Source organism: Actinoplanes rectilineatus (assembly GCF_000962825.1).
GTDB lineage: Bacteria > Actinomycetota > Actinomycetes > Mycobacteriales > Micromonosporaceae > Actinoplanes > Actinoplanes rectilineatus.
In genome coordinates, this window is the sequence record NZ_JZKF01000055.1 from 24,239 (window position 1) to 41,968 (window position 17,730).

A 17,730-nucleotide genomic window follows, 5' to 3' on the forward strand; every position below is an offset into this window, starting at 1 on the left:
GAAGACCCCATGTCACTGATCGACCTGCACCGGCACCTCGAGGGCACGCTGCGCGTGTCCACCACTGTGGAACTCGCCCACCGCTACGGCCACCCGCTGGCCACCGCCGACGACCCGGAGGACCTGCTGGTCGCCCGCGGCCCGCTCGGCGGCCTGATCCCGTACCTCGCCAAGGTCGACGCGGCGCCGTCCGCGTTCCAGACCCTCGACGACTGGCAGCGCGCCGCCCGCGAATGCGTACGGGACGCCGCCGACGACGGCCTGGACTACCTCGAGGTGCGGTTCAGCCCGGCCTTCATCGCCCAGGAGACCGGCCTGGCCCCGGAGGCGGTCATCGACGCGGTCGCCGACGGCGTCCACGCCGCCTCCCGGGAGTCCGGCCTGCCGGTCGCCCTGATCGGCATCCTGCTCCGCGACCTCGGGCCCGAGCAGGGCACCGCCCAGATGAAGACCCTGCTGACCAGGCAGGACCTGTTCTGCGCGGTGGACATCGCCGGCAACGAGGCGGGCGTGCCGGCCGCCGAGTTCGCCGACCCGTTCCGCCTGGCGCGCGACGCCGGCCTGCACGTCACCGTGCACGCGGGCGAGGCGGCCGGGCCGTACAGCGTGTGGGACGCGGTGCGTCATCTCGGCGCCGAACGGATCGGCCACGGCATCCACGCGGTCGAGGATCCCGCCCTGCTCGAGCACCTCGCCGAGCACCGGATCACGCTCGAGGTCTGCCTGACCAGCAACCTGCACACCAGCGGCGCCCCGAGCTACGCCGAACACCCGGTGCGGCGGCTGCTCGCGGCGGGCGTGCCGGTCGCGCTCTGCACCGACGATCCCCGCACGTCGGCGATCACCCTGTCCGGCGAGTACCGCGACGCCGCCCCCCGGGCCGGCCTGTCGTCCTCCGATGTGGAGCTGATCCAGGACCATGCCCGCCGGGCGGCGTTCGCTCTCCCCGGGAGCTGATGCTCAGCCTTTCTCACCAGCGGACCGGGTCACTTCATTCAACCGACGGCGTACGCCCGAACGACGGTCGCCTCGGTGTAGCCACCACCGGAATAGGTGGCCCGGGTCCGCAGGGACACCCCACCGGACGCGGGGTTCCTCACCAGCACGGTCCACGTCCCGCCGACCTTCTTGACGGTCGTCGCCCGCCAGGTCTTGCCGTTGTCGGTGGACACCTTCGCGGTGACCTTGGTGACCTTCGGGTTCGCGCCCTTCTTGGTGTCGCCGAACCGCAGGAGCCGGTTGAGCTTCACCGCCACCTCGGTGGTGCTGCCCGCCTTGGCCTGGTTGTTCAGGTTCAGCCCGATGGGGACGATCTGCACCGCGTAGACCGGGGCCAGCACCGAGCTCTTCGGCTTGGCCTTGAAACGGTAGGTGACGGCGGTCTTCGGCGACAGCAGGGCGCCCGGGAGGCGGACCTCCGGGTAGTAACGGCTCGCGTCGACGGAGAGGGTGTACCAGCCGGCTTTCTTGACCGTGTAGCCCAGGTACACCGCCTCGTTGGTCCAGCCCTTGTCCTTGGCCGTCTTGACCGTCTTGCCGCCGAAGACCAGTTTCGCCGTCGCCTTCTCGCCGACGGCGTACGCGTAGCCGCCGGTGGCGAAGGCCGGGTCCTCGAACATCTCGCCGATCGGGTAGTTGATCCGGCCACTGATCACATGCGGCAGGGTCGAGCCCGGTCCCCAACCCGCGCCGTAGAACCGCAGGCCGTAGATCTTGCCGCCACTGACCGTCCGGTTCGCGGACTCGGCGGCCACAGTCCGGGTGGAGCCGTCCTTCGCGGCGGCCGAGGAATCCGACTCGATGGTCCACTTGCCGGCGGTCAGCCGCAGCTTCGTCCGGACCGGCTGGTCGGTGCTGCCGAGACCGGCGTGCAGGCCCTGCCCGCACCCGCTGCCGCCCGGCCGGGCGGAGAGCTGGTGGTAGGAACCGCCGTCCGGTCCGCGGCGGGTGTCCACGGTGACCGCGGCGAGGCTGGACACGGCGTACGTCCTGCTCGGCTTGCTCGGCACGCCGACGGTCTGGTGCAGCACCGCGTAGTTCTCGCTCATCGTCGAGCCGTCGTCCCAGTGGCCGAGCGCCGCGTAGCCGTACTTCGTGGACGTGGTCGGGACGACGTAGACCGCGTCGTTGTCGAACGTGCTGGTCTCGACCGAGTAGCCGCCGTTGGCGCTCCTCGTGCAGATCCGCACCTCGGTCTGCGCGTAGAGACCCTTCGGCGCCGGGTTGATCGCCAGCGAGACCTTCTTGCCCTTACGGGCGTCGATGGTCAGCTTGCTCTTGCCGGACACCTTCACCGTCTTGCCGGCGAGGGTGGTGGTGCGCCCGGTGCGAATCGACGTGATCACGGTGTACGTGCCCTTGGGCAGCTTCTTGGCCTTGCCGCCCTTCAGCGTGTAGCTGGAGTTGGTGGCGAGGTTGACCGCGGTGGCGGTGACGCCGGCCTTGACGCCGTTGCGGTTCAGAGCGGTGAGAGTGAGGGTGTTGCCGGCCGCCTCGGCCGGTGTGCCCATGCCGAGCAGGAGGGCCGGGACCATGACGGCTCCGGCCAGATTACGCAGAGAGAACATCCACCGATCCCCGTGAGTGGAATGTGGCCGCCGACCGCTTCAGGAAGCGTCGAGACGGTATCGTCCTGCCATCCTCGCATATCTATCCCCTGCTCGGCACCACCCAGGTGGTATCGGGACCATCGGCACTCGCCGCCGGACGACACCGCGGTCCGGGCGACGTACGCCGAACCGAAAGGCCCCGGCCCCATCCCCCGCGCGGGGGATCCGAAAGTGCTTCCCGCACGGGGATGGGGTGGGCCCTCCCGATCCATAAAGTCGTGTTCATCAGAACGAACGGCGACTGAAAAGGACCGGGAAATGAACGCGATCGTCACGGCACTGAACCCGCAAACGCTCCGGCGATTCCGTTTCCCGATTCTTCTCGTCGCGATGGTCGCGGTGCTGTCGGCGACCCGGGGGATCAACGTCCTCGCCGAGGTCCACCCGATCGCGGCGCTGGTCGCCGGATTGGCCACCAGTGCCGCCGCGATCGCCGGCTACACCTGGCTGGCCCGCCGGGTGGAGGGCCGCGAGGACGTCGCCGAATTCGACCGGAAAGCAATGTGGTCCGGCCTTCGCAGGGGCACGCTGATCGGTTTCCTCTGCTTCACCGCGACCATTCTCATCATCGGGATGTTCGGCGGCTGGGGCCGGATCACCGCGGGCTCGATCGGCGCCTTCCTCACCATCGCCGGCTCGATGACCAGCGTCGCCGTCAACGAGGAGATCCTGTTCCGCGGAGTGATCTACCGGATCCTCGAGGAGCGCACCGGCAGCGTCATCGCGATCGTGACCTCGTCCGTCCTGTTCGGCCTGACACACCTGGTGAACGAGAACTCCACGATCTCCGGCTCCCTCGCGATCGCCCTGGCCGGCGGCACCCTGACCGCGCTGAGCTACGTGCTGACCCGCTCGCTCTGGCTCCCGATCGGCGTGCACTTCGCCTGGAACACCACCGAGCTGGGCATCTTCGGCACCGCCACCTCGGGCACCGAGGGCGTCCCCGGCCTGTTCCACCTGACCATGGACCCGACCGCGTCGACCACCCTGACCGGCGGGACGTTCGGGCCGGAGGCCAGCGTGGTCGCCATGCTGGTCTGCCTGGTCCCGGCGGTGTGGATGTTCCGCAAGGCCCGCCGCGACGGCCTGCTCCGTAAGCGCCCCTTCTGAGTCGCCACCTCTACCGCCACGGGGCGGCTCCCTTCGGGGGGCCGTCCCGTTCCCGTCTCGGGTTGAAGATGCGGGCGTTCGGCGGGCGGGGCAACGACCAGCTGTACGGCGGGAACGGCCACGACCTGATCACCGGCGGGAACGGCGCGGATCGGATCGAGGTGGCGCCGGCGTTCTCGACGGTGGCGCGAACACCGACGTGTGCCAGGGCAGGGTGTCCGACACCCATGATCGCCTGCGAGACCGAACAGGCCTGGTAGACGCCGGACGGATTCAGGAGAGCCGGCGCCGGTGCTTCTCGTTCTCCTCGAGCGCTTCCGCGAGCTGGTCCTCGAGGATGATGATCCGGCAGGCCGCTTCCAGAGCGGTGCCGTCGTCGACCATCTGCCGCGCGCGGGCGGCGAGGCGCAGCTGGTACCGGGAGTAGCGGCGGTGTCCGCCGGCGGAGCGCAGCGGGCTGATCAGTTTCGCCTCGCCGAGCCGGCGCAGGAAATCCGGCGAGGCTCCGATGATCTCCGCGGCGCGGCCCATCGTGTAGGCGGGGTAGTCGTCGTCACCGAACATGTCGTCGGGTGGGGCCATGCACTCCTCTTCTTCCATGACGAGGGCCCCGGCGTCGGAACGCCGGGGCCCAGGGACTAGTGGGTCGAAAACACCATCTGCCGGCTCGTTCGCCGGTTTGTCGTTTCCGCATCCGCCGGTATGTGCGGCTTGGGATGCGAGGATCGCATGAGCGTGACCGAAGACCACCTTTCGTTCGATGGATACTGCGGTGTCCCCCACCCGGATCGATGACACGATCCATTCAGCGGGCGATCCAACGGTGTCTTCCCCTCCCTTTCCTCTGACTTCGTTTCTGAGTCGCTGTCGTGCTGCTCGACGGCGAGGGAACCCCACGCGACTTCATGGCTCCACACGCGTGCGACGAGCTTTTCACTGCCAGGTGAAGCCCTGAACTGACATCAGCCTCACCTGCGGTGCCGAGCGAGCCTCGAAGCGATCCGGGCCCTGCTTGACGCTCGGTCACATCGTCTCGGTCTTTGTTTACCTCCGACTTCGACAACAGGAACGTTACCCGGCTTCGTCGAGAATTTCTACCTCCTCCGTCATAGTTTTTCTCGGTGGCCCGTCGAGGTCATCCACCCGGGGGCGCACACCGCCGGCTTTCGCGCACCGCCCCGCCCCCGGTCCGGGAGCATGGCGGCATGACACGTCGCTGGCTGTTCGCCGACCAGCTCGGCCCGCACTTCCTCGACGAACCCGGCCAGAAGGTGCTGCTGGTCGAGTCGAAGGCGGTGTTCCGGCGGCGCGCCTTCCACCGGCAGAAGGCCCACCTCGTCCTCTCCGCGCTGCGGCACCTGGCCCGGTCGGACCGGGTCCGCCTGGTCCGGGCCGAGACGTACGCGCAAGCCATCACCGAACCGGTCAGCGTCTGCCACCCCACTTCCCGCGCCGCCCGCGGTCTCGTCCGCCGGCTGCCGGACGTCGAGATGCTGCCGCCCCGCGGTTTCGTCACCTCGCCCGGCGACTTCACGGCCTGGGCGAACGGACGGGACCACCTGCGCCTGGAGGACTTCTACCGGCACGCCCGCCGCCGCCACGACATCCTGATGGACGGTGGCGAGCCGGCCGGCGGCCGCTGGAACCTGGACGCCGACAACCGTGAGCCGCCACCGCGGGGCGCCGCCCGCCTCGGCGTCCCCGCCCCACCGGAGATCGTCGAGGACGAGATCGACGCCGAGGTCCGCGCCGACCTGGACCGCTGGCAGCACGACGAGGGCATCACCTTCGTCGGCTCCGACGGCCCGCGTCTGTTCCCGGCCACCCGGGCCGAGGCCGTGGCCCGGCTGCGCCACTTCGTCGAGCACCGTCTGCCCACCTTCGGCCGGTACGAGGACGCGATGCTCGCCGGTGACCCGCTGATGGCGCACAGCCTGCTCAGCCCGGCGATCAATCTCGGTCTGCTGGACCCGCTCGAAGTGATCGAAGCGGCCGAGTCCGCGTACCGCGCCGGGACGGTGCCGCTGGCCGGCGCCGAGGGTTTCATCCGGCAGATCCTCGGCTGGCGGGACTTCGTCTGGCATCTCTACTGGTATTTCGAGCCGGACTACCGGGCGGCCAACGAGCTGCACGCGCGCCGGGAACTGCCCCGCTGGTTCGCCGACCTGAACGCCGACGCGGTCGAGGCCCGCTGCCTGTCGGACGTGCTGGCCGGGGTCCGCGACCGCGGCTGGGTGCACCACATCCCCCGGCTGATGATCCTGGGCAACTACGCGATGCAGCGCGGCTGGCGTCCCGGGGCGGTGGCCGACTGGTTCCACCGCTGCTTCGTCGACGGCTACGAGTGGGTGATGACCGCCAACGTGATCGGCATGAGCCAGTTCGCCGACGGCGGCCGGATGAGCAGCAAGCCGTACGCCGCCGGCGGCGCGTACGTGCACCGGATGAGCGACTACTGCCGCGGCTGCCGGTACGACCCGAAGGTGCGTACCGGCGACACCGCCTGCCCGTACACCGCCGGTTACTGGAGTTTCCTGGCCCGCCACGAACCGGAGCTGGCGGGCAATCACCGGATGCGCCGGCCGTTGCAGGGGCTGGGCCGGCTCTCCGACCTGGACGCCCTGCTCGAGCAGGAGAGACTCCGCGGTTCGCGAGCGCCGTGAGCGGTCACTCCGGGATCGACTGGCCGCTCTTCTCGGCGAGCTTGCCGTCGGCGAAGCAGAAGCGCCACAGGTCGGGACCGGCGTCCTCGAGCGGCGCGAACGTGTAGTAGACGCAGGCGGAACCGGCCGGCGCCCCGTTGCGGCCCTGGTCGTCGCCGTACAGGTCCTTCTCCGCGATGTCACTGAGCGGCTCGGGCAGCGCGTCCCGGACCGTCTTCTCGTCCGCGCCGACCTTCTGGGCGTCGAACTGTTCCTGCGTGACGCCGGCGTCGACCAGTTCCCGGCCCAGGTTGAACCACTGGTATCCGGTCCAGCCGAGTCCGCCGCACAGGACGACGAGCACTGCCGTGACGATGATGGCGACTTTCCGCATGGCGTTCCTCCAGGAATGGTGTTCGCTGTGTCGGAAGTAGCCTCCCGAGAATCGGATCGGGAATCGTCAGTGCTTCGTGGGAACCCGGCGGGCGCGCTGTATGCCGAAAGTCGTACCGGCGGTCATGCGTCCGGCAGACGTCTCCCCGGGTACGAGCCGGAAGGCTTCCTCCCATGACGACGCTTCTCGCGACACCGCCGCAGGCCGTGGCCCCCGCACCGGTGCCCTACCACCTGCTCGCCCGGACCGGCAGCCCCGGCCGGTGGCGGCCGATCGCCGGCACCTTCGTAATCCTTTTCGGACTGCCGCTGATGCTGGCCGGGGGCATGGGCGCGGCGGACGCGATCGTGACGCTGGCCGGCGGGCGGGCCGAGGAGGTGCTGGGCGGCGCCGCCGGGGAACTCCCCCGCACGCTGCTCACGCTCGGCGCACTGATCCCGATGACCCTGCTCGCCGCGTGGTGGGTGCAGCGCCGCCGGCCGGGCACCGTGTCGTCGGTGGCGGGCCGGCTGCGGTGGCGCTGGATGACCACGTGCGCGCTGGTAGCCGTACCCATGATGGCGTTGAATCTCGGGTTTGTGGCTCTTCTCCCCGGTGCCGGGCTGGAGAGCGGTCCGGCGGACGGGTCGCGGATGCTGGTCGGGGCGGTCGTGGTGATGCTGCTGGTGCCGTTGCAGGCGGCCGGTGAGGAGTACTTCTTCCGCGGCTGGCTGCTGCAGGCGTTCGGGTCGTGGATGCGCACGCCGTGGCCGGGTGTGGTGGTGTCGTCGGTGCTGTTCGGCCTGGCACACGGCCTGGGTTCCGGCTGGGGCCTGGCCGCCATGGTCCTCTGCGGGCTGGTGCTGAGCGTGCTGACGATCCGGACCGGTGGGCTGGAGGCCGCGATCGGACTGCACGTGATCAACAATGTGGCGGTGTTCGGACTCCTGATCGTCACCGGCGCCGTGGACGCCGCCGACCGGCCCGTCGCCGCGACCGAGGCCATCGCCGACATGGTGATGATGGCGCTCTACGGCCTGGCGGTCCTGTGGCTGGCCCGCCGCCGGCAGCTCACGTGATGGCCGGGCTGCGAGCCGGAACGGCCCGGTTGCGAGCCGCCGGTGGCTGGCGCCTCGCCTACGAGACCGTCCTGGTCCTGGCCGTCACCGGGCAGTCGCTGATCTCCGTCATCGTCGTCCCGGTCCATGCCCTGGCACCCTGGCTGATCGGCGTCATGACGCCGGCGGCGGTGCTGTCGCGCCGTCGCCTCCCGCTCCCCGCCTACGCCGCAGCCGCCCTGACCGGCCTGGTCACCGGCGGTCAGGGCTGGGTGTCGCTGCTGGTGATGAGCGCGTCGCTGGCCTACCAGGCGGCCCGGTGGTGGCAGGTCGCGGCCGGGCTCGCTCTCGGCGCGGCCTGCTTCGCCGGCGGCTCCTGGTGGTGGGAGGAACGGCCGGACCTGCTCAGCCTGATCCTGCTCACCGCGGCGTTCACGCTGGTCGCGGTGATTCCGGCGGGAGTCGCCCGGGTGGTCCGGCGCCGCCGGGTGCTGATGTCCGCGATGCACCGGCGCAACCTGCAACTGCACTCCCAGCAGAGCGAGGTGGCCCGGCAGGCGCGGGCCCGGGAACGCACCCGGATCGCTCGTGACCTGCACGATTCACTGGGCCACAAACTGACCCTGATCTCGCTGTACGCGAGCATGCCCGAGCAGGACCCGGCGATGCTGCGGGAGACGTCGGCGGCCGCGATGACCGAACTGCGGCAGATCCTGGGCCTTCTCGGACAGGACGAACAGGCCACCGCGCCGTCGCTGGACCGCCTCGACGACCTCGCCGACCAGGCCCGCGCCTCCGGCACCCCGGTCGAGATCCTCCGGGAGGGCACGGCCCGGCCGCTGTCCCCGCTGATCGAGCACGCCGCCTACCGGGTGATCCAGGAAGGACTCACCAACGCCCTGCGGCACGCGCACGGCAGCCGGGTGGTGCTTTCGCTGCGGTACGAGCCGGACGCCGTGATCGCCGGTGTCACCAACACCGCAGGCCGGCCGGTCGTGCGGCACACCTCCGGTCAGGGGCTGCTCGGGCTGACCGAACGGGTCCGGGTCGCCCACGGCGTGCTCTACCACGGGCCCACCCCCGACGGCGGTTTCCGGCTGGCCGCGACCCTGCCGTACGCCAACGGCGGCACCGGCCCGGCCGCCGTTCCGCCGCCGGTCCCGGACGGCCCGGACTTCGCCGACCTGGTGGCCCGCGACCGCCGGCGTTCCCGGTTCGTCCTGATCACGGCCACCGTCGGCGCCGCCGGGGTGCTGACGGTCTGCTGCGCCGGCCTGTGGGCGTCCACCCGGTTCGCCTCGGTCGACCGGGAACTCTACGACACGATCGGGGTCGGCCGGCCCGAACCGGAGGTCCGCGACCTGCTGCCCGACCCGGACACCGCGATCATCGGCGCCACCGGCGGCCGGGAGGTGCCGGGGGCCACCTGCGTCGACTACGAGGGTTCGATCCTGGAACAGCTCGAGGAGGAGACCGAGACCGGGACGACACGCGTCTACCGGTTCTGCTTCCGCAACGGCGCCCTGGTAGACAAGCAGGAATTCCTGGACCGCCGGTGAGGGGAGCCGCGATGACCGCGCCCATCCGTGTGCTGCTCGCCGACGACGACCGGCTCGTCCGCGCCGCCCTCGAGACGATCCTGCGGCCGTTCGACGACATCACCCTGGTCGCGCAGGCCGGCGACGGCCGCCAGGCCATCGACCTGACCCTGCTGCACCGGCCCGACGTGGTGCTGCTGGACATCCGGATGCCGATGATGGACGGTCTCGCCGCGCTGCGCGAGATCCGGCGCGGCAGCCCGTCCGTGCAGGTGGTCATGCTGACCACGTTCGGCGAGGACGACTACGTCGGCCAGGCCCTGACCGGCGGCGCGGCGGGCTTCCTGCTCAAGGACTCGGCCGCCGACGAACTCCCGCACGCGATCCGCGCGGCCGCGGCCGGCAACGCCTACCTGTCGCCGAAGGTCACCCGCCAGGTCCTCAACCGCCTGCCCGCCCCGGCGCCGGCCGCACCCAGCGAGGACCTGGCCAGGGTGCGGACCCTGAGCGACCGCGAGCGCGAGGTGCTGGTGCTACTCGCCCAGGGCCTGTCGAACGCCGAGATCAGCACACGGCTGTTCGTCACCGAGGGCACGGTGAAGACCCACCTCTACCGCGTCTTCACCAAGATCGGCTGCGACAACCGGGTGCAGGCCGCGATGCTGGCACAGCGGGCCGGCCTCCTCGGCTGAGACCTGTTCGTTCCGGATCCCGATCAGCGACGTCAACCGCTGACCGGATGTGAATCACCGCGATCGGCGGGTCCCGGGGATGCCGGGCCGCGCCGCAGCGACCCCCGGCACGCGGGTGGCCGGGCACCGGTCGGCGTCACTTCTTACCGGGTCAGGCCCTCCGCCGGCGCCACCCGCGCCGCCCGGCGAGCCGGGAGCAGACTCGCCAGCACCCCGGTCACGACCGCCGCCACCACCAGCACCGCCAGCTGTCCCCACGGTAGGCGGATCACCGGGTCGGCGGTGGCGCCCACCGCCGCCGCCACCCCGGCCAGCCCCACCGGCACGCCGACCACGACACCCGCCACCGTCCCCAGCACCGTGATGGTGACCGCCTCGACCGCGAGCATGGCCCGCAACCGGCCCCGGCGGGTGCCCAGCGCCCGCAGCAGGGCCAGCTCCCGGGCCCGTTCGACCACCGAGAGCCCGAGCAGGTTGGCGATCCCGAGCAGCGCGATGACCACGGTCACCGCCAGCATCCCGACCGAGAGTCCGAGGAGGATGGCGAGCACGTTCGCGATGTCGCCGCCCTCGGTGATCCCCCCGCCGACCTGCACCTGCACGTCACGGGCGGCCACCGCGTTCACGTCGGCGGCCAGCCGGTCCCGGTCGAACCCGGCGGCCGCGACACCCCACACCGCCGTCGGGGTGGTCACGATGCCGTCGCCGAGCGCCCGTTGCCCGACGACACCGAGCAACTGCCCGGTGGTGTCGGCCAGCCGTGACGCCCGGACGGTCAGAGCGAGACTGCGTTTCCCGACCGTGACGGTGATCGGTGCGCCGTCGGCGAGGCCGAGCTCCGCCAGGTAGGCGGCCGGCAGCAGGACGACCGGCTGGTCCACCACCTGCGGGGCCACCCGCTCGGCCAGCTCGGCGCTCGGCACGGCCAGCAGCTTCGGCGTGGCCTGGCCGCCGTCGGGGAACCGCGCGGCGACCGTGCCGACCGTGCCGGAGGCCACCAGCCCGTCGACCTCGGCCAGTGCCGCCACCGTCGCCCCGCTGATCGCGGTGCCGTCGGTACGCAGTCCGGCCGCCACCGGGTACCGCGCCTCCAGATCGGTGTACACCGTCGCCCGCCCGCTCGTGGCCGCCACCGCCAGGGCGGTGATCAGCGCGGCGCCGACGACGACCGCCATCGCCGCCGAAGCGGTCCGGCGCGCGTTCTGGCTCAGGCTCGTGCCGGCCAGGCCGGCGGCCACCCCGAACCGTTCCAGCAACCGGGCCACCGGCGACAGCAGCAGGCCGATCAGGCGGGGCAGCGCCGCCAGCAACCCGGCCGACAGCAGCACCCCGCCGGCCATCGCCAGCGGCAGGGAGGCACCGGCCGCCGCCACCGCGAGCAGCGCGCCGCCCACGGCCGTGACCACGACACCCACCACCAGGCGGGGTCCGCCCCGGACCGCACCGGCCGGAGGCTCGGCGGCGTCCTGCAACGCCCGCACCGGGGGGATCCGGGTCGCCCGCCGGGCGGGCAGCCAGGCGGCGAGCACCGTGGCCAGCACGCCCACCAGCGCGCAGAGGAACAGCATCGGCAGGCTCACCCGCAGGCCGCCCCCGTTGATCTCCAGCAGGTCCGCGCCGAGATAACCGGCGCCCACCCCCGCCGGCACGCCCGTCACCGCACCGGCCACGCCGGCGATCGCGGCCTCCACCAGGACGACCCGGTTCACCTGCTTCCGGCGTCCACCGACCAGGCGCAGCAGCGCGATCTGCCGGACCCGCTGCACGACGATCACGTGGAAGGTGTTCGCGATGACCAGCACCGCCGCCAGCAGCGCCACCGTCGCGAACGCCAGCATGAGCACGACCAGCTGCCCGTTTCCACCGGCGAACCGAGCGGCGGCCTGGTCCGCGGCGGAGGCGGCGCTGCCCGCCGTGATCCCGGGACCCAGCACCGGCCGCAACCCGCTCAGCACTTCGTCGAGCCGGCTCGGGTCGTCGACCAGCGACAACGCCGCCGCCGGCACGTCACCGGCGAAGAACGCCGGATCCGCGTAGAACCGGAAGTCCGACCCGGTCAGCGGCCGGAACCCCAGATCGGCCGCCCCGGTGACCGTCACCGGGACGGGGGCCTGCGCCCCCTGCCGGAACGTCAACTCGGCGCCGACGTCCACCCCGAGATCGTCGAGCGTGCGCTGGTCGGCCACCACCTCCCCCGGGCCCGCGGGCCAGGCGCCGCGATCGAGGGCGAACCAGCGGACCTCCGGGGTGGCGGCGACACTCTGCACGTTCGCGGCGCCCCGCCGGGAGCCACCGAAGACGGTCACCGTGCGGGCGTACTGCGGGTCCACCGACCGGATTCCCGGGACGGCGGCTGCGGCCTCGTACCATCGCGGGTCGGTGATCGTCTCATCCGCGTCCAGGACGATGTCGGACGTGGTCAGCGGGGCCGCGGCGGTCCGGCGCAACCCCTCGCTGGAGGTGGCCGCGAACGTCGCGGTCGCGGCCAGGAAACCGGTGGCCAGTGTCACCGCGGCGACGATCGCGATCAGCCGGGCGGGATAGGTGCGCAGCTGCGACCAGGCGAGTGCGAGAACCATCGTCACACCGCCACCGAGGCCATCGCGGCCAGGATCTGCTCCCGGCCCGGATGGCGCAGTTCCGCGCGGATCCGGCCGTCCGCCATCACCAGGACACGGTCGGCGTACGTCGCGGCGCCCGGATCGTGGGTGACCATGATGATCGTCTGGCCGCCGTGCCGGGCCGCGTCTCGCAGGCCGCTGAGCAGGGCGCGTCCGGTGGCGATGTCCAGCGCGCCGGTCGGCTCGTCGGCGAAGACCACCGAGGGCTTCGCCAGCAGCGCCCGGGCCACCGCGACCCGCTGCTGCTGGCCGCCGGAGAGTTCGGCCGGGCGATGCGACAACCGGTCGCTGATCTGCAGTTCCTCGGCGATGCGGCGCACCTCGGCCGGGTCGGGCCGGTGTCCGGCGAGCCGCGACGGCAGCACGATGTTCTGCTCGGCGGTCAGCGTCGGCAGCAGGTTGAACGCCTGGAAGACGAAACCGACCCGGTCGCGGCGCAGGTCGGTCAGCGCGTCGTCGTCCAGCCCGGCCAGCGAGGTGCCGGCCAGGCTCACCGTGCCCTCGGTGGGCGTGTCCAGACCGGCCAGCAGGTGCATCAGCGTCGTCTTGCCGGAACCGGACGGGCCCATGATCGCGGTGAACTCACCCGCGAGGAAGCCCGCGGAGACCCCGTCCACCGCCGCCACCGTGGCCGGGCCGGTGCCGTACGTCTTACGGACGTCCTGGCAGCTCACCATCTCGGCACGTGTCGTCTGCATCGTCACCGCACCCACGCTAGGAAACGGGACGGCGCGGCACATCCGACCACGGGATACGTGTTCGGCGCCGGAACCCATACCTGGGTATCGGGTCCGGTGCCGGGCCGCGGCCTAGGGTTGGTGGCGTGGTGGGACGAAGTGGACGGATGATCACCGGCGATGCCCTCGTCGCCGCCGCGGTGATCGGATGCTGCCTGCTCCTCGGGCTCGCCGGGCAGGACGAGTGGTACTGGTCGGCGGCGGTGAGCGTACCCATGCTGCTCCGCCGCACCGCGCCGCGCGCCTTCCTCGCCCTGGTCGCGATGATCTCCGGCGCGCACCTGCTGGTCTCGCACAGCTTCATGTTCCCCGGCGACCTGGTCGCGCTGGTCGCGGTGCACGCGACCGCGGCGTATGCGCCCGGCCGCTCCCGCCACGCCGGTCTGCTGATCGGCGCCGCGGGGGCCGCCGTCGTCGCCGCCCAGGCCCTGCACGACCGGCAGCTCGGGGCGGGCCTGCCCGCCATCCTGATCCTCGCCACCACCCTGGCCGCCTGGTCGACCGGCATCATGCAGCGCCAGCAGCGGGCCGCCGTCCGCGACGCCGACCACCGGCGTGCCCTCGCCGAGCAGGACAGCGCCACCCGCGCCCAGCTCGCCGTCCACGAGGAACGCACCCGCATCAGCCAGGAGATGCACGACATCATCGCCCACTCCCTGGCCTCGATCATCGCCCAGGCCGAGGGCGGCAGGGTCGCCGCGCGTGCCGACGCCACCATCGCCGGCCCGGTCTTCGACCGGATCGCCGGCCTCGGCCGGGAGGCCCTCACCGACGTGAAACGGTTGCTCGCCGTCGTCGATCAGGACGATCTCCACCGGTACGCGAAAGGCCTGTCCGAGCTGCCCGGCCTGCTGTCCGGGGTGACCGCCGCCGGCCTGAAGGTGACCGTCGTGACCGGCGGCCCGGAGCAGGCGCTCGCCCCCGGCATGGACCTGGCGGTCTACCGGATCATCCAGGAGTCCCTGACCAACGTGCTGAAACACGCGCCCGAGCACCGGGCCGAGCTCCGTCTGGAGTGGACGCCGTCGCTGTTGACGGTCACGGTGACCAGCCCGCTGCCACCCGGCGGCGGGCACGAACCGGTCGACGGCCGCGGCCTGTCCGGCATCCGCCAGCGCTGCTCGATGTTCAACGGCGACTGCACGATCACCGCGGACCGGGACCTCACCGTGACGACCACCTGGCCGCTGGCCGCCGAAGGAGCACCGGCATGATCGACGTCCTCATCGCCGACGACCAGGACCTGGTCCGCGCCGGATTCGCCATGGTCGTGGACGCCGCACCGGACATGCGCGTGGTCGCCACCGCCGCGACCGGCGCCGAGGCGATCGACCTGGCCGCCCGGCACCACCCGGACGTGATCCTGATGGACATCCGGATGCCCGGCACCGACGGCATCACCGCCACCAAGGCGATCCTGGGAGCCGGCGGCCGGCCGCCGAAGATCCTCGCTCTGACCACCTACGACAGCAACGACTACGCGACCCGCATCCTCGACGCGGGCGCCAGTGGTTACCTGCTCAAGGACACCACGGCCGAGGGGCTCACGGCGGCCGTCCGCAGCGCGTACCACGGCGGTTCGGTGATCGCCCCGACCACGACACGCAACCTCGTCGCGGCCAGGGCCGACCCACCGGTGCCGCGGGACCCGGCGCCGCTGGACACCTTCACCACGCGGGAACGTGATGTGTTCGACCTGATCGTCGCGGGGGCGAACAACGCGGAGATCGCCCAGAGGTTGCATCTGGCGGAGGTGACGGTGAAGACCCACGTGGGCCGGGTTCTGGCCAAACTGGGTGTCCGGGACCGCCTCAACGTGGTCGTCTGGGCGTATCGCAACGGCGCCGCCCGCTGACCCACGGGAGCCCTGATGTCCGCAGCGGATCGGTGCGCTCGACATCATGCTGTGGCCCGCTTCGGATCACCGGCGGGCGACGGTTGCGCACCCCGTCCGGCGGACGTGGTCGCCACCACCGGTGGCGCACCGGGTGACGGGTGCTACCTCCGCCGGTCGGTGCCGGTTTCGGCGGTCACGGCGAACGGGTTGCGCAGCCGGTGCATCGCCGTCTCGCCGCAGTCCGAGGCGTGCAGCTCAGGGCTCTGCTCCTTGGTGCCGAGCGGGGCGAGGAACAGCGACGGCCCGCCCTCGACGGGTGCCGGCCCCTGAGAACGGGGGGTGCCGGCGACCGGCTGGGCGCCTGACGCGCCGGGCACGACGGTAATCATGGACATGCACTTCCTTTCCTCGTGCGGCACGCCGGTAAGAGCAGGTGCCGCACGTCACGGACAATCACGAGAACAAATCTGAACGAATGAGGTCGAGGAATACCGAACGGCGGCCCGCTGAACCAGTCGGGCCACCGTTCGGAGATCGCGAATCAGAGCGTGCGAACATTTCCGCCGGCAGGCCCGGCCGACCCTGGGTGATGTCGCTGCTCCGCGAACTCGCAGGCTGCCGCGTTGGACACCGGCGCCGGATCCGGCACGAACGAAAAAGCGCCTGGATGGATCATTAAAGTCCATCAGGCGCTGGAAACGTCTACGGAAATCAAACCTGCAACTCGCCCACCGTAGCACAGTGAACGGGGCCGACCTTCGACAATTCCACCCGGGATTCGGTTCAGCCGTTTTGCGGCCGCCCGCATCCCCGCCCGGATTCGCCGCGCCCGCGGGCCGGTCCGCGAGGATGGGCAGGTGGATGTCGAGTCGGCTCTGGTTTTCGTCCTCGCCGCTGTCGGTGTGGTCGCCGTGGTGCGGTGGGTCGCGGGCCGGACCGGGCTGCCCGCCGCGGCACTGCTGCCCATCATCGGGATCGGTTACGCCCTGCTGCCCGGCCCCAACATCACCCTCGATCCGGAGATCATCCTGACGCTCGTCCTGCCGCCGCTGCTATACAGCGCCGCACTGGACTCGTCGATGCTCGCGATCCGCCGCAATCTGCGTACGGTGATCAGTCTGTCGGTCGTTCTGGTTCTGCTGACCACACTGCTGATCGGCCTGGGTTTCGCGTGGTTCGTCCCGGGAGCGACGCTCGCCGCCGGCATCGCGATCGGCGCGGCCGTCGCACCACCGGATCCGGTGGCCGCCCTGGCCGTCGGGCGCCGGGTGGGCCTGCCGCCACGCATCATCACCCTGATCCAGGGCGAGGGGCTGCTCAACGACGCCACCGCCCTCACCATTCTGAGCGTCGCGGTCGCCGCCGCCTCCGGCGACAGGTTCTCGGCACCGGCGGCGCTCGGCCGGTTCCTGATCGCCGCGGTGGGCGGCGCCGCCGTGGGAGTGCTGGTCGCGTACGCCGTGCGCCTGCTGTCCCGGCCGCTCAGCGGTGATCCGATGCTGGCGAACGCCGTCTCGCTGGCCACGCCGTTCGGTGCTTACCTGCTCGGTGAGCACGTCCACGTCTCCGGCGTGCTGGCGGTGGTCGTCGCCGGGCTGATCGTCGGGCATCACACGCCGCGGTCCGCCTCGAGTGCGGGCCGGCTGCAGACGAGCGCGGTCTGGCGACTCGTCGACTTCATGCTCGAGGGCCTCGTGTTCCTGCTGATCGGTCAGCAGTTGCCGGAGGTCATCCGCGGGCTCACCGGGTACGACACCGGCACCGTCGTCGTCGCCGTGGTGATCACCGTGGGCGTCGTCCTGCTGTTGCGGCCGTTGTGGCTGCTGTCGACCCTGCTGCTGCCCGCCGCGCTGCACGCCCGGTGGAGCAGGGGCGAGCCGGCCGGGGAGGCGCCCGCGCGGTGGACCGGCCGGGAGGTCGTCGTCCTCTCCTGGGCCGGCACCCGGGGCGTGATCAGCCTCGCCGCGATCTTCACGTTGCCGGTGGTCACCGAGGCCGGTGCCCCGTTCCCGGCCCGCGACCTGCTGCTGTTCTGCACCTTCGTCGTCGTCCTCGTCACCCTGGTCGGCCAGGGCCTCACGTTCGCGCCGATCGTCCAGCGGCTCGGCCTGCCCGCGGACGACAACGATCAGGCCCGCCTCCGCAACGAGGCCCGGTCGGCGTCCGTCGAGGCCGCCCTCACCGCCCTCGGTGACCTGGAGAGGCAGGAGCACGACGACATCAGCGCCCCGGTGATCGAGACGATGCGCGAGCAGCTGCGGACCCGGCTGAGCCGGTATCAGGACCGGCTCGTCCTGTTGCGCGAGACGGACGAGGCGGACGGTCCGCCGGTGTCACCGGGGTACGAGGCCGCGCTGCACGTACGACGAGTGGCCCTCGAAGCGCAGCGGGACGAGTTCCTCCGCTGGCGTGATGCCGGCCAGCTGTCCGACGAGGGCCTGCGCGTGCTGGAACGTGAATTGGATCTTGAGGAGCGCATGCTGCCCGACCGGCCGCCCCGCCGCTGAGGCCCC

The 17,730-nt window shown here is 71.6% G+C and carries 16 protein-coding genes; 10 read left to right on the forward strand and 6 right to left on the reverse strand.

The window, feature by feature from the left end:
- Positions 1-9 precede the first annotated feature (9 nt).
- Positions 10-957: an adenosine deaminase gene (gene add, locus WH85_RS31585; protein ID WP_045745710.1), complete on the forward strand. Its 948-nt coding sequence runs from the start codon at positions 10-12 to the stop codon at positions 955-957.
- A gap of 38 nt (positions 958-995) precedes the next feature.
- Here add and WH85_RS51780 read toward each other — a convergent pair whose 3' ends face one another.
- A complete protein-coding gene (locus WH85_RS51780) occupies positions 996-2,567 on the reverse strand; it encodes a hypothetical protein (RefSeq protein ID WP_045745711.1) in 1,572 nt (523 codons plus the stop codon).
- A gap of 300 nt (positions 2,568-2,867) precedes the next feature.
- Here WH85_RS51780 and WH85_RS51785 point away from each other — a divergent pair, with 300 nt between their 5' ends.
- Positions 2,868-3,719, forward strand: a complete 852-nt coding sequence (locus WH85_RS51785) for a CPBP family intramembrane glutamic endopeptidase (protein WP_052720953.1) — start codon at positions 2,868-2,870, stop codon at positions 3,717-3,719.
- A 68-nt stretch (positions 3,720-3,787) separates the two neighbouring features.
- Entirely contained in the window at positions 3,788-3,979 is a 192-nt protein-coding gene (locus WH85_RS52450) for a hypothetical protein (protein WP_045745712.1), read from the forward strand.
- A 13-nt stretch (positions 3,980-3,992) separates the two neighbouring features.
- Here WH85_RS52450 and WH85_RS31605 read toward each other — a convergent pair whose 3' ends face one another.
- Positions 3,993-4,301, reverse strand: a complete 309-nt coding sequence (locus WH85_RS31605; RefSeq protein WP_045745713.1) for a MerR family transcriptional regulator — start codon at positions 4,299-4,301, stop codon at positions 3,993-3,995.
- 623 nt (positions 4,302-4,924) lie between these two features.
- Between WH85_RS31605 and WH85_RS31610 the strand changes: the two genes are divergently transcribed.
- Complete coding sequence (locus WH85_RS31610) at positions 4,925-6,382, forward strand: cryptochrome/photolyase family protein (protein ID WP_045745714.1); 1,458 nt, start codon at positions 4,925-4,927, stop codon at positions 6,380-6,382.
- Positions 6,383-6,386: 4 nt separating this feature from the next.
- On the opposite strand, the gene WH85_RS31615 is transcribed toward WH85_RS31610, so the two are convergent.
- A complete protein-coding gene (locus WH85_RS31615) occupies positions 6,387-6,755 on the reverse strand; it encodes a hypothetical protein (protein ID WP_045745715.1) in 369 nt (122 codons plus the stop codon).
- Positions 6,756-6,928: 173 nt separating this feature from the next.
- On the opposite strand from WH85_RS31615, the gene WH85_RS31620 reads away from it, so the two are divergent.
- Genes WH85_RS31620 through WH85_RS31630 form a run of 3 tightly spaced genes read left to right on the forward strand, consistent with a single transcriptional unit; the run spans position 6,929 to position 10,022 of the window.
- Positions 6,929-7,813, forward strand: coding sequence for a CPBP family intramembrane glutamic endopeptidase (locus tag WH85_RS31620; RefSeq protein ID WP_045745716.1), 885 nt, complete (start codon positions 6,929-6,931; stop codon positions 7,811-7,813).
- Positions 7,813-9,351 carry a sensor histidine kinase gene (locus tag WH85_RS31625; protein ID WP_157411332.1) on the forward strand — a complete coding sequence of 513 codons (1,539 nt, stop codon included), beginning with the start codon at positions 7,813-7,815 and terminating at the stop codon, positions 9,349-9,351. The genes WH85_RS31620 and WH85_RS31625 overlap by 1 nt, the downstream gene beginning before the upstream one ends.
- Positions 9,352-9,362: 11 nt before the next feature.
- Positions 9,363-10,022 (forward strand): response regulator transcription factor, encoded by a 660-nt coding sequence (locus WH85_RS31630; RefSeq protein ID WP_045745718.1) that lies wholly within the window; start codon positions 9,363-9,365, stop codon positions 10,020-10,022.
- A gap of 143 nt (positions 10,023-10,165) precedes the next feature.
- Here WH85_RS31630 and WH85_RS31635 read toward each other — a convergent pair whose 3' ends face one another.
- Both WH85_RS31635 and WH85_RS31640 read right to left on the reverse strand, forming a co-directional pair.
- Positions 10,166-12,607: an FtsX-like permease family protein gene (locus WH85_RS31635; protein ID WP_052720954.1), complete on the reverse strand. Its 2,442-nt coding sequence runs from the start codon at positions 12,605-12,607 to the stop codon at positions 10,166-10,168.
- The gene (locus WH85_RS31640; RefSeq protein WP_083449403.1) at positions 12,604-13,347 is read right to left on the reverse strand and encodes an ABC transporter ATP-binding protein; all 744 of its coding nucleotides are present in this window, start codon (positions 13,345-13,347) and stop codon (positions 12,604-12,606) included. Before WH85_RS31640 ends, WH85_RS31635 begins: the two co-directional genes overlap by 4 nt.
- Positions 13,348-13,487: 140 nt before the next feature.
- On the opposite strand from WH85_RS31640, the gene WH85_RS31645 reads away from it, so the two are divergent.
- Both WH85_RS31645 and WH85_RS31650 read left to right on the forward strand, forming a co-directional pair.
- Positions 13,488-14,594, forward strand: coding sequence for a sensor histidine kinase (locus tag WH85_RS31645; RefSeq protein WP_045745720.1), 1,107 nt, complete (start codon positions 13,488-13,490; stop codon positions 14,592-14,594).
- Positions 14,591-15,235, forward strand: coding sequence for a response regulator (locus WH85_RS31650; protein ID WP_045745721.1), 645 nt, complete (start codon positions 14,591-14,593; stop codon positions 15,233-15,235). The genes WH85_RS31645 and WH85_RS31650 overlap by 4 nt, the downstream gene beginning before the upstream one ends.
- A 143-nt stretch (positions 15,236-15,378) precedes the next feature.
- Here WH85_RS31650 and WH85_RS31655 read toward each other — a convergent pair whose 3' ends face one another.
- Positions 15,379-15,612, reverse strand: a complete 234-nt coding sequence (locus tag WH85_RS31655; RefSeq protein ID WP_157411333.1) for a hypothetical protein — start codon at positions 15,610-15,612, stop codon at positions 15,379-15,381.
- A 462-nt stretch (positions 15,613-16,074) separates the two neighbouring features.
- On the opposite strand from WH85_RS31655, the gene WH85_RS31660 reads away from it, so the two are divergent.
- On the forward strand, positions 16,075-17,724 hold the full coding sequence (locus WH85_RS31660; RefSeq protein ID WP_083449398.1) for a Na+/H+ antiporter: 1,650 nt from the start codon (positions 16,075-16,077) through the stop codon (positions 17,722-17,724).
- The last annotated feature ends 6 nt before the right edge of the window (positions 17,725-17,730 follow it).

Coding starts and splice junctions, on each gene's coding strand:
- WH85_RS31625 (WP_157411332.1), top strand. CDS start 7,813: ATGGCCGGGCTGCGAGCCGGAACGGCCCGGTTGCGAGCCGCCGGTGGC.
- add (WP_045745710.1), top strand. CDS start 10: ATGTCACTGATCGACCTGCACCGGCACCTCGAGGGCACGCTGCGCGTG.
- WH85_RS31650 (WP_045745721.1), top strand. CDS start 14,591: ATGATCGACGTCCTCATCGCCGACGACCAGGACCTGGTCCGCGCCGGA.
- WH85_RS31610 (WP_045745714.1), top strand. CDS start 4,925: ATGACACGTCGCTGGCTGTTCGCCGACCAGCTCGGCCCGCACTTCCTC.
- WH85_RS31620 (WP_045745716.1), top strand. CDS start 6,929: ATGACGACGCTTCTCGCGACACCGCCGCAGGCCGTGGCCCCCGCACCG.
- WH85_RS31655 (WP_157411333.1), bottom strand. CDS start 15,612: ATGTCCATGATTACCGTCGTGCCCGGCGCGTCAGGCGCCCAGCCGGTC.
- WH85_RS51780 (WP_045745711.1), bottom strand. CDS start 2,567: ATGTTCTCTCTGCGTAATCTGGCCGGAGCCGTCATGGTCCCGGCCCTC.
- WH85_RS31645 (WP_045745720.1), top strand. CDS start 13,488: ATGATCACCGGCGATGCCCTCGTCGCCGCCGCGGTGATCGGATGCTGC.
- WH85_RS51785 (WP_052720953.1), top strand. CDS start 2,868: ATGAACGCGATCGTCACGGCACTGAACCCGCAAACGCTCCGGCGATTC.
- WH85_RS31615 (WP_045745715.1), bottom strand. CDS start 6,755: ATGCGGAAAGTCGCCATCATCGTCACGGCAGTGCTCGTCGTCCTGTGC.
- WH85_RS31630 (WP_045745718.1), top strand. CDS start 9,363: ATGACCGCGCCCATCCGTGTGCTGCTCGCCGACGACGACCGGCTCGTC.
- WH85_RS52450 (WP_045745712.1), top strand. CDS start 3,788: ATGCGGGCGTTCGGCGGGCGGGGCAACGACCAGCTGTACGGCGGGAAC.
- WH85_RS31605 (WP_045745713.1), bottom strand. CDS start 4,301: ATGGCCCCACCCGACGACATGTTCGGTGACGACGACTACCCCGCCTAC.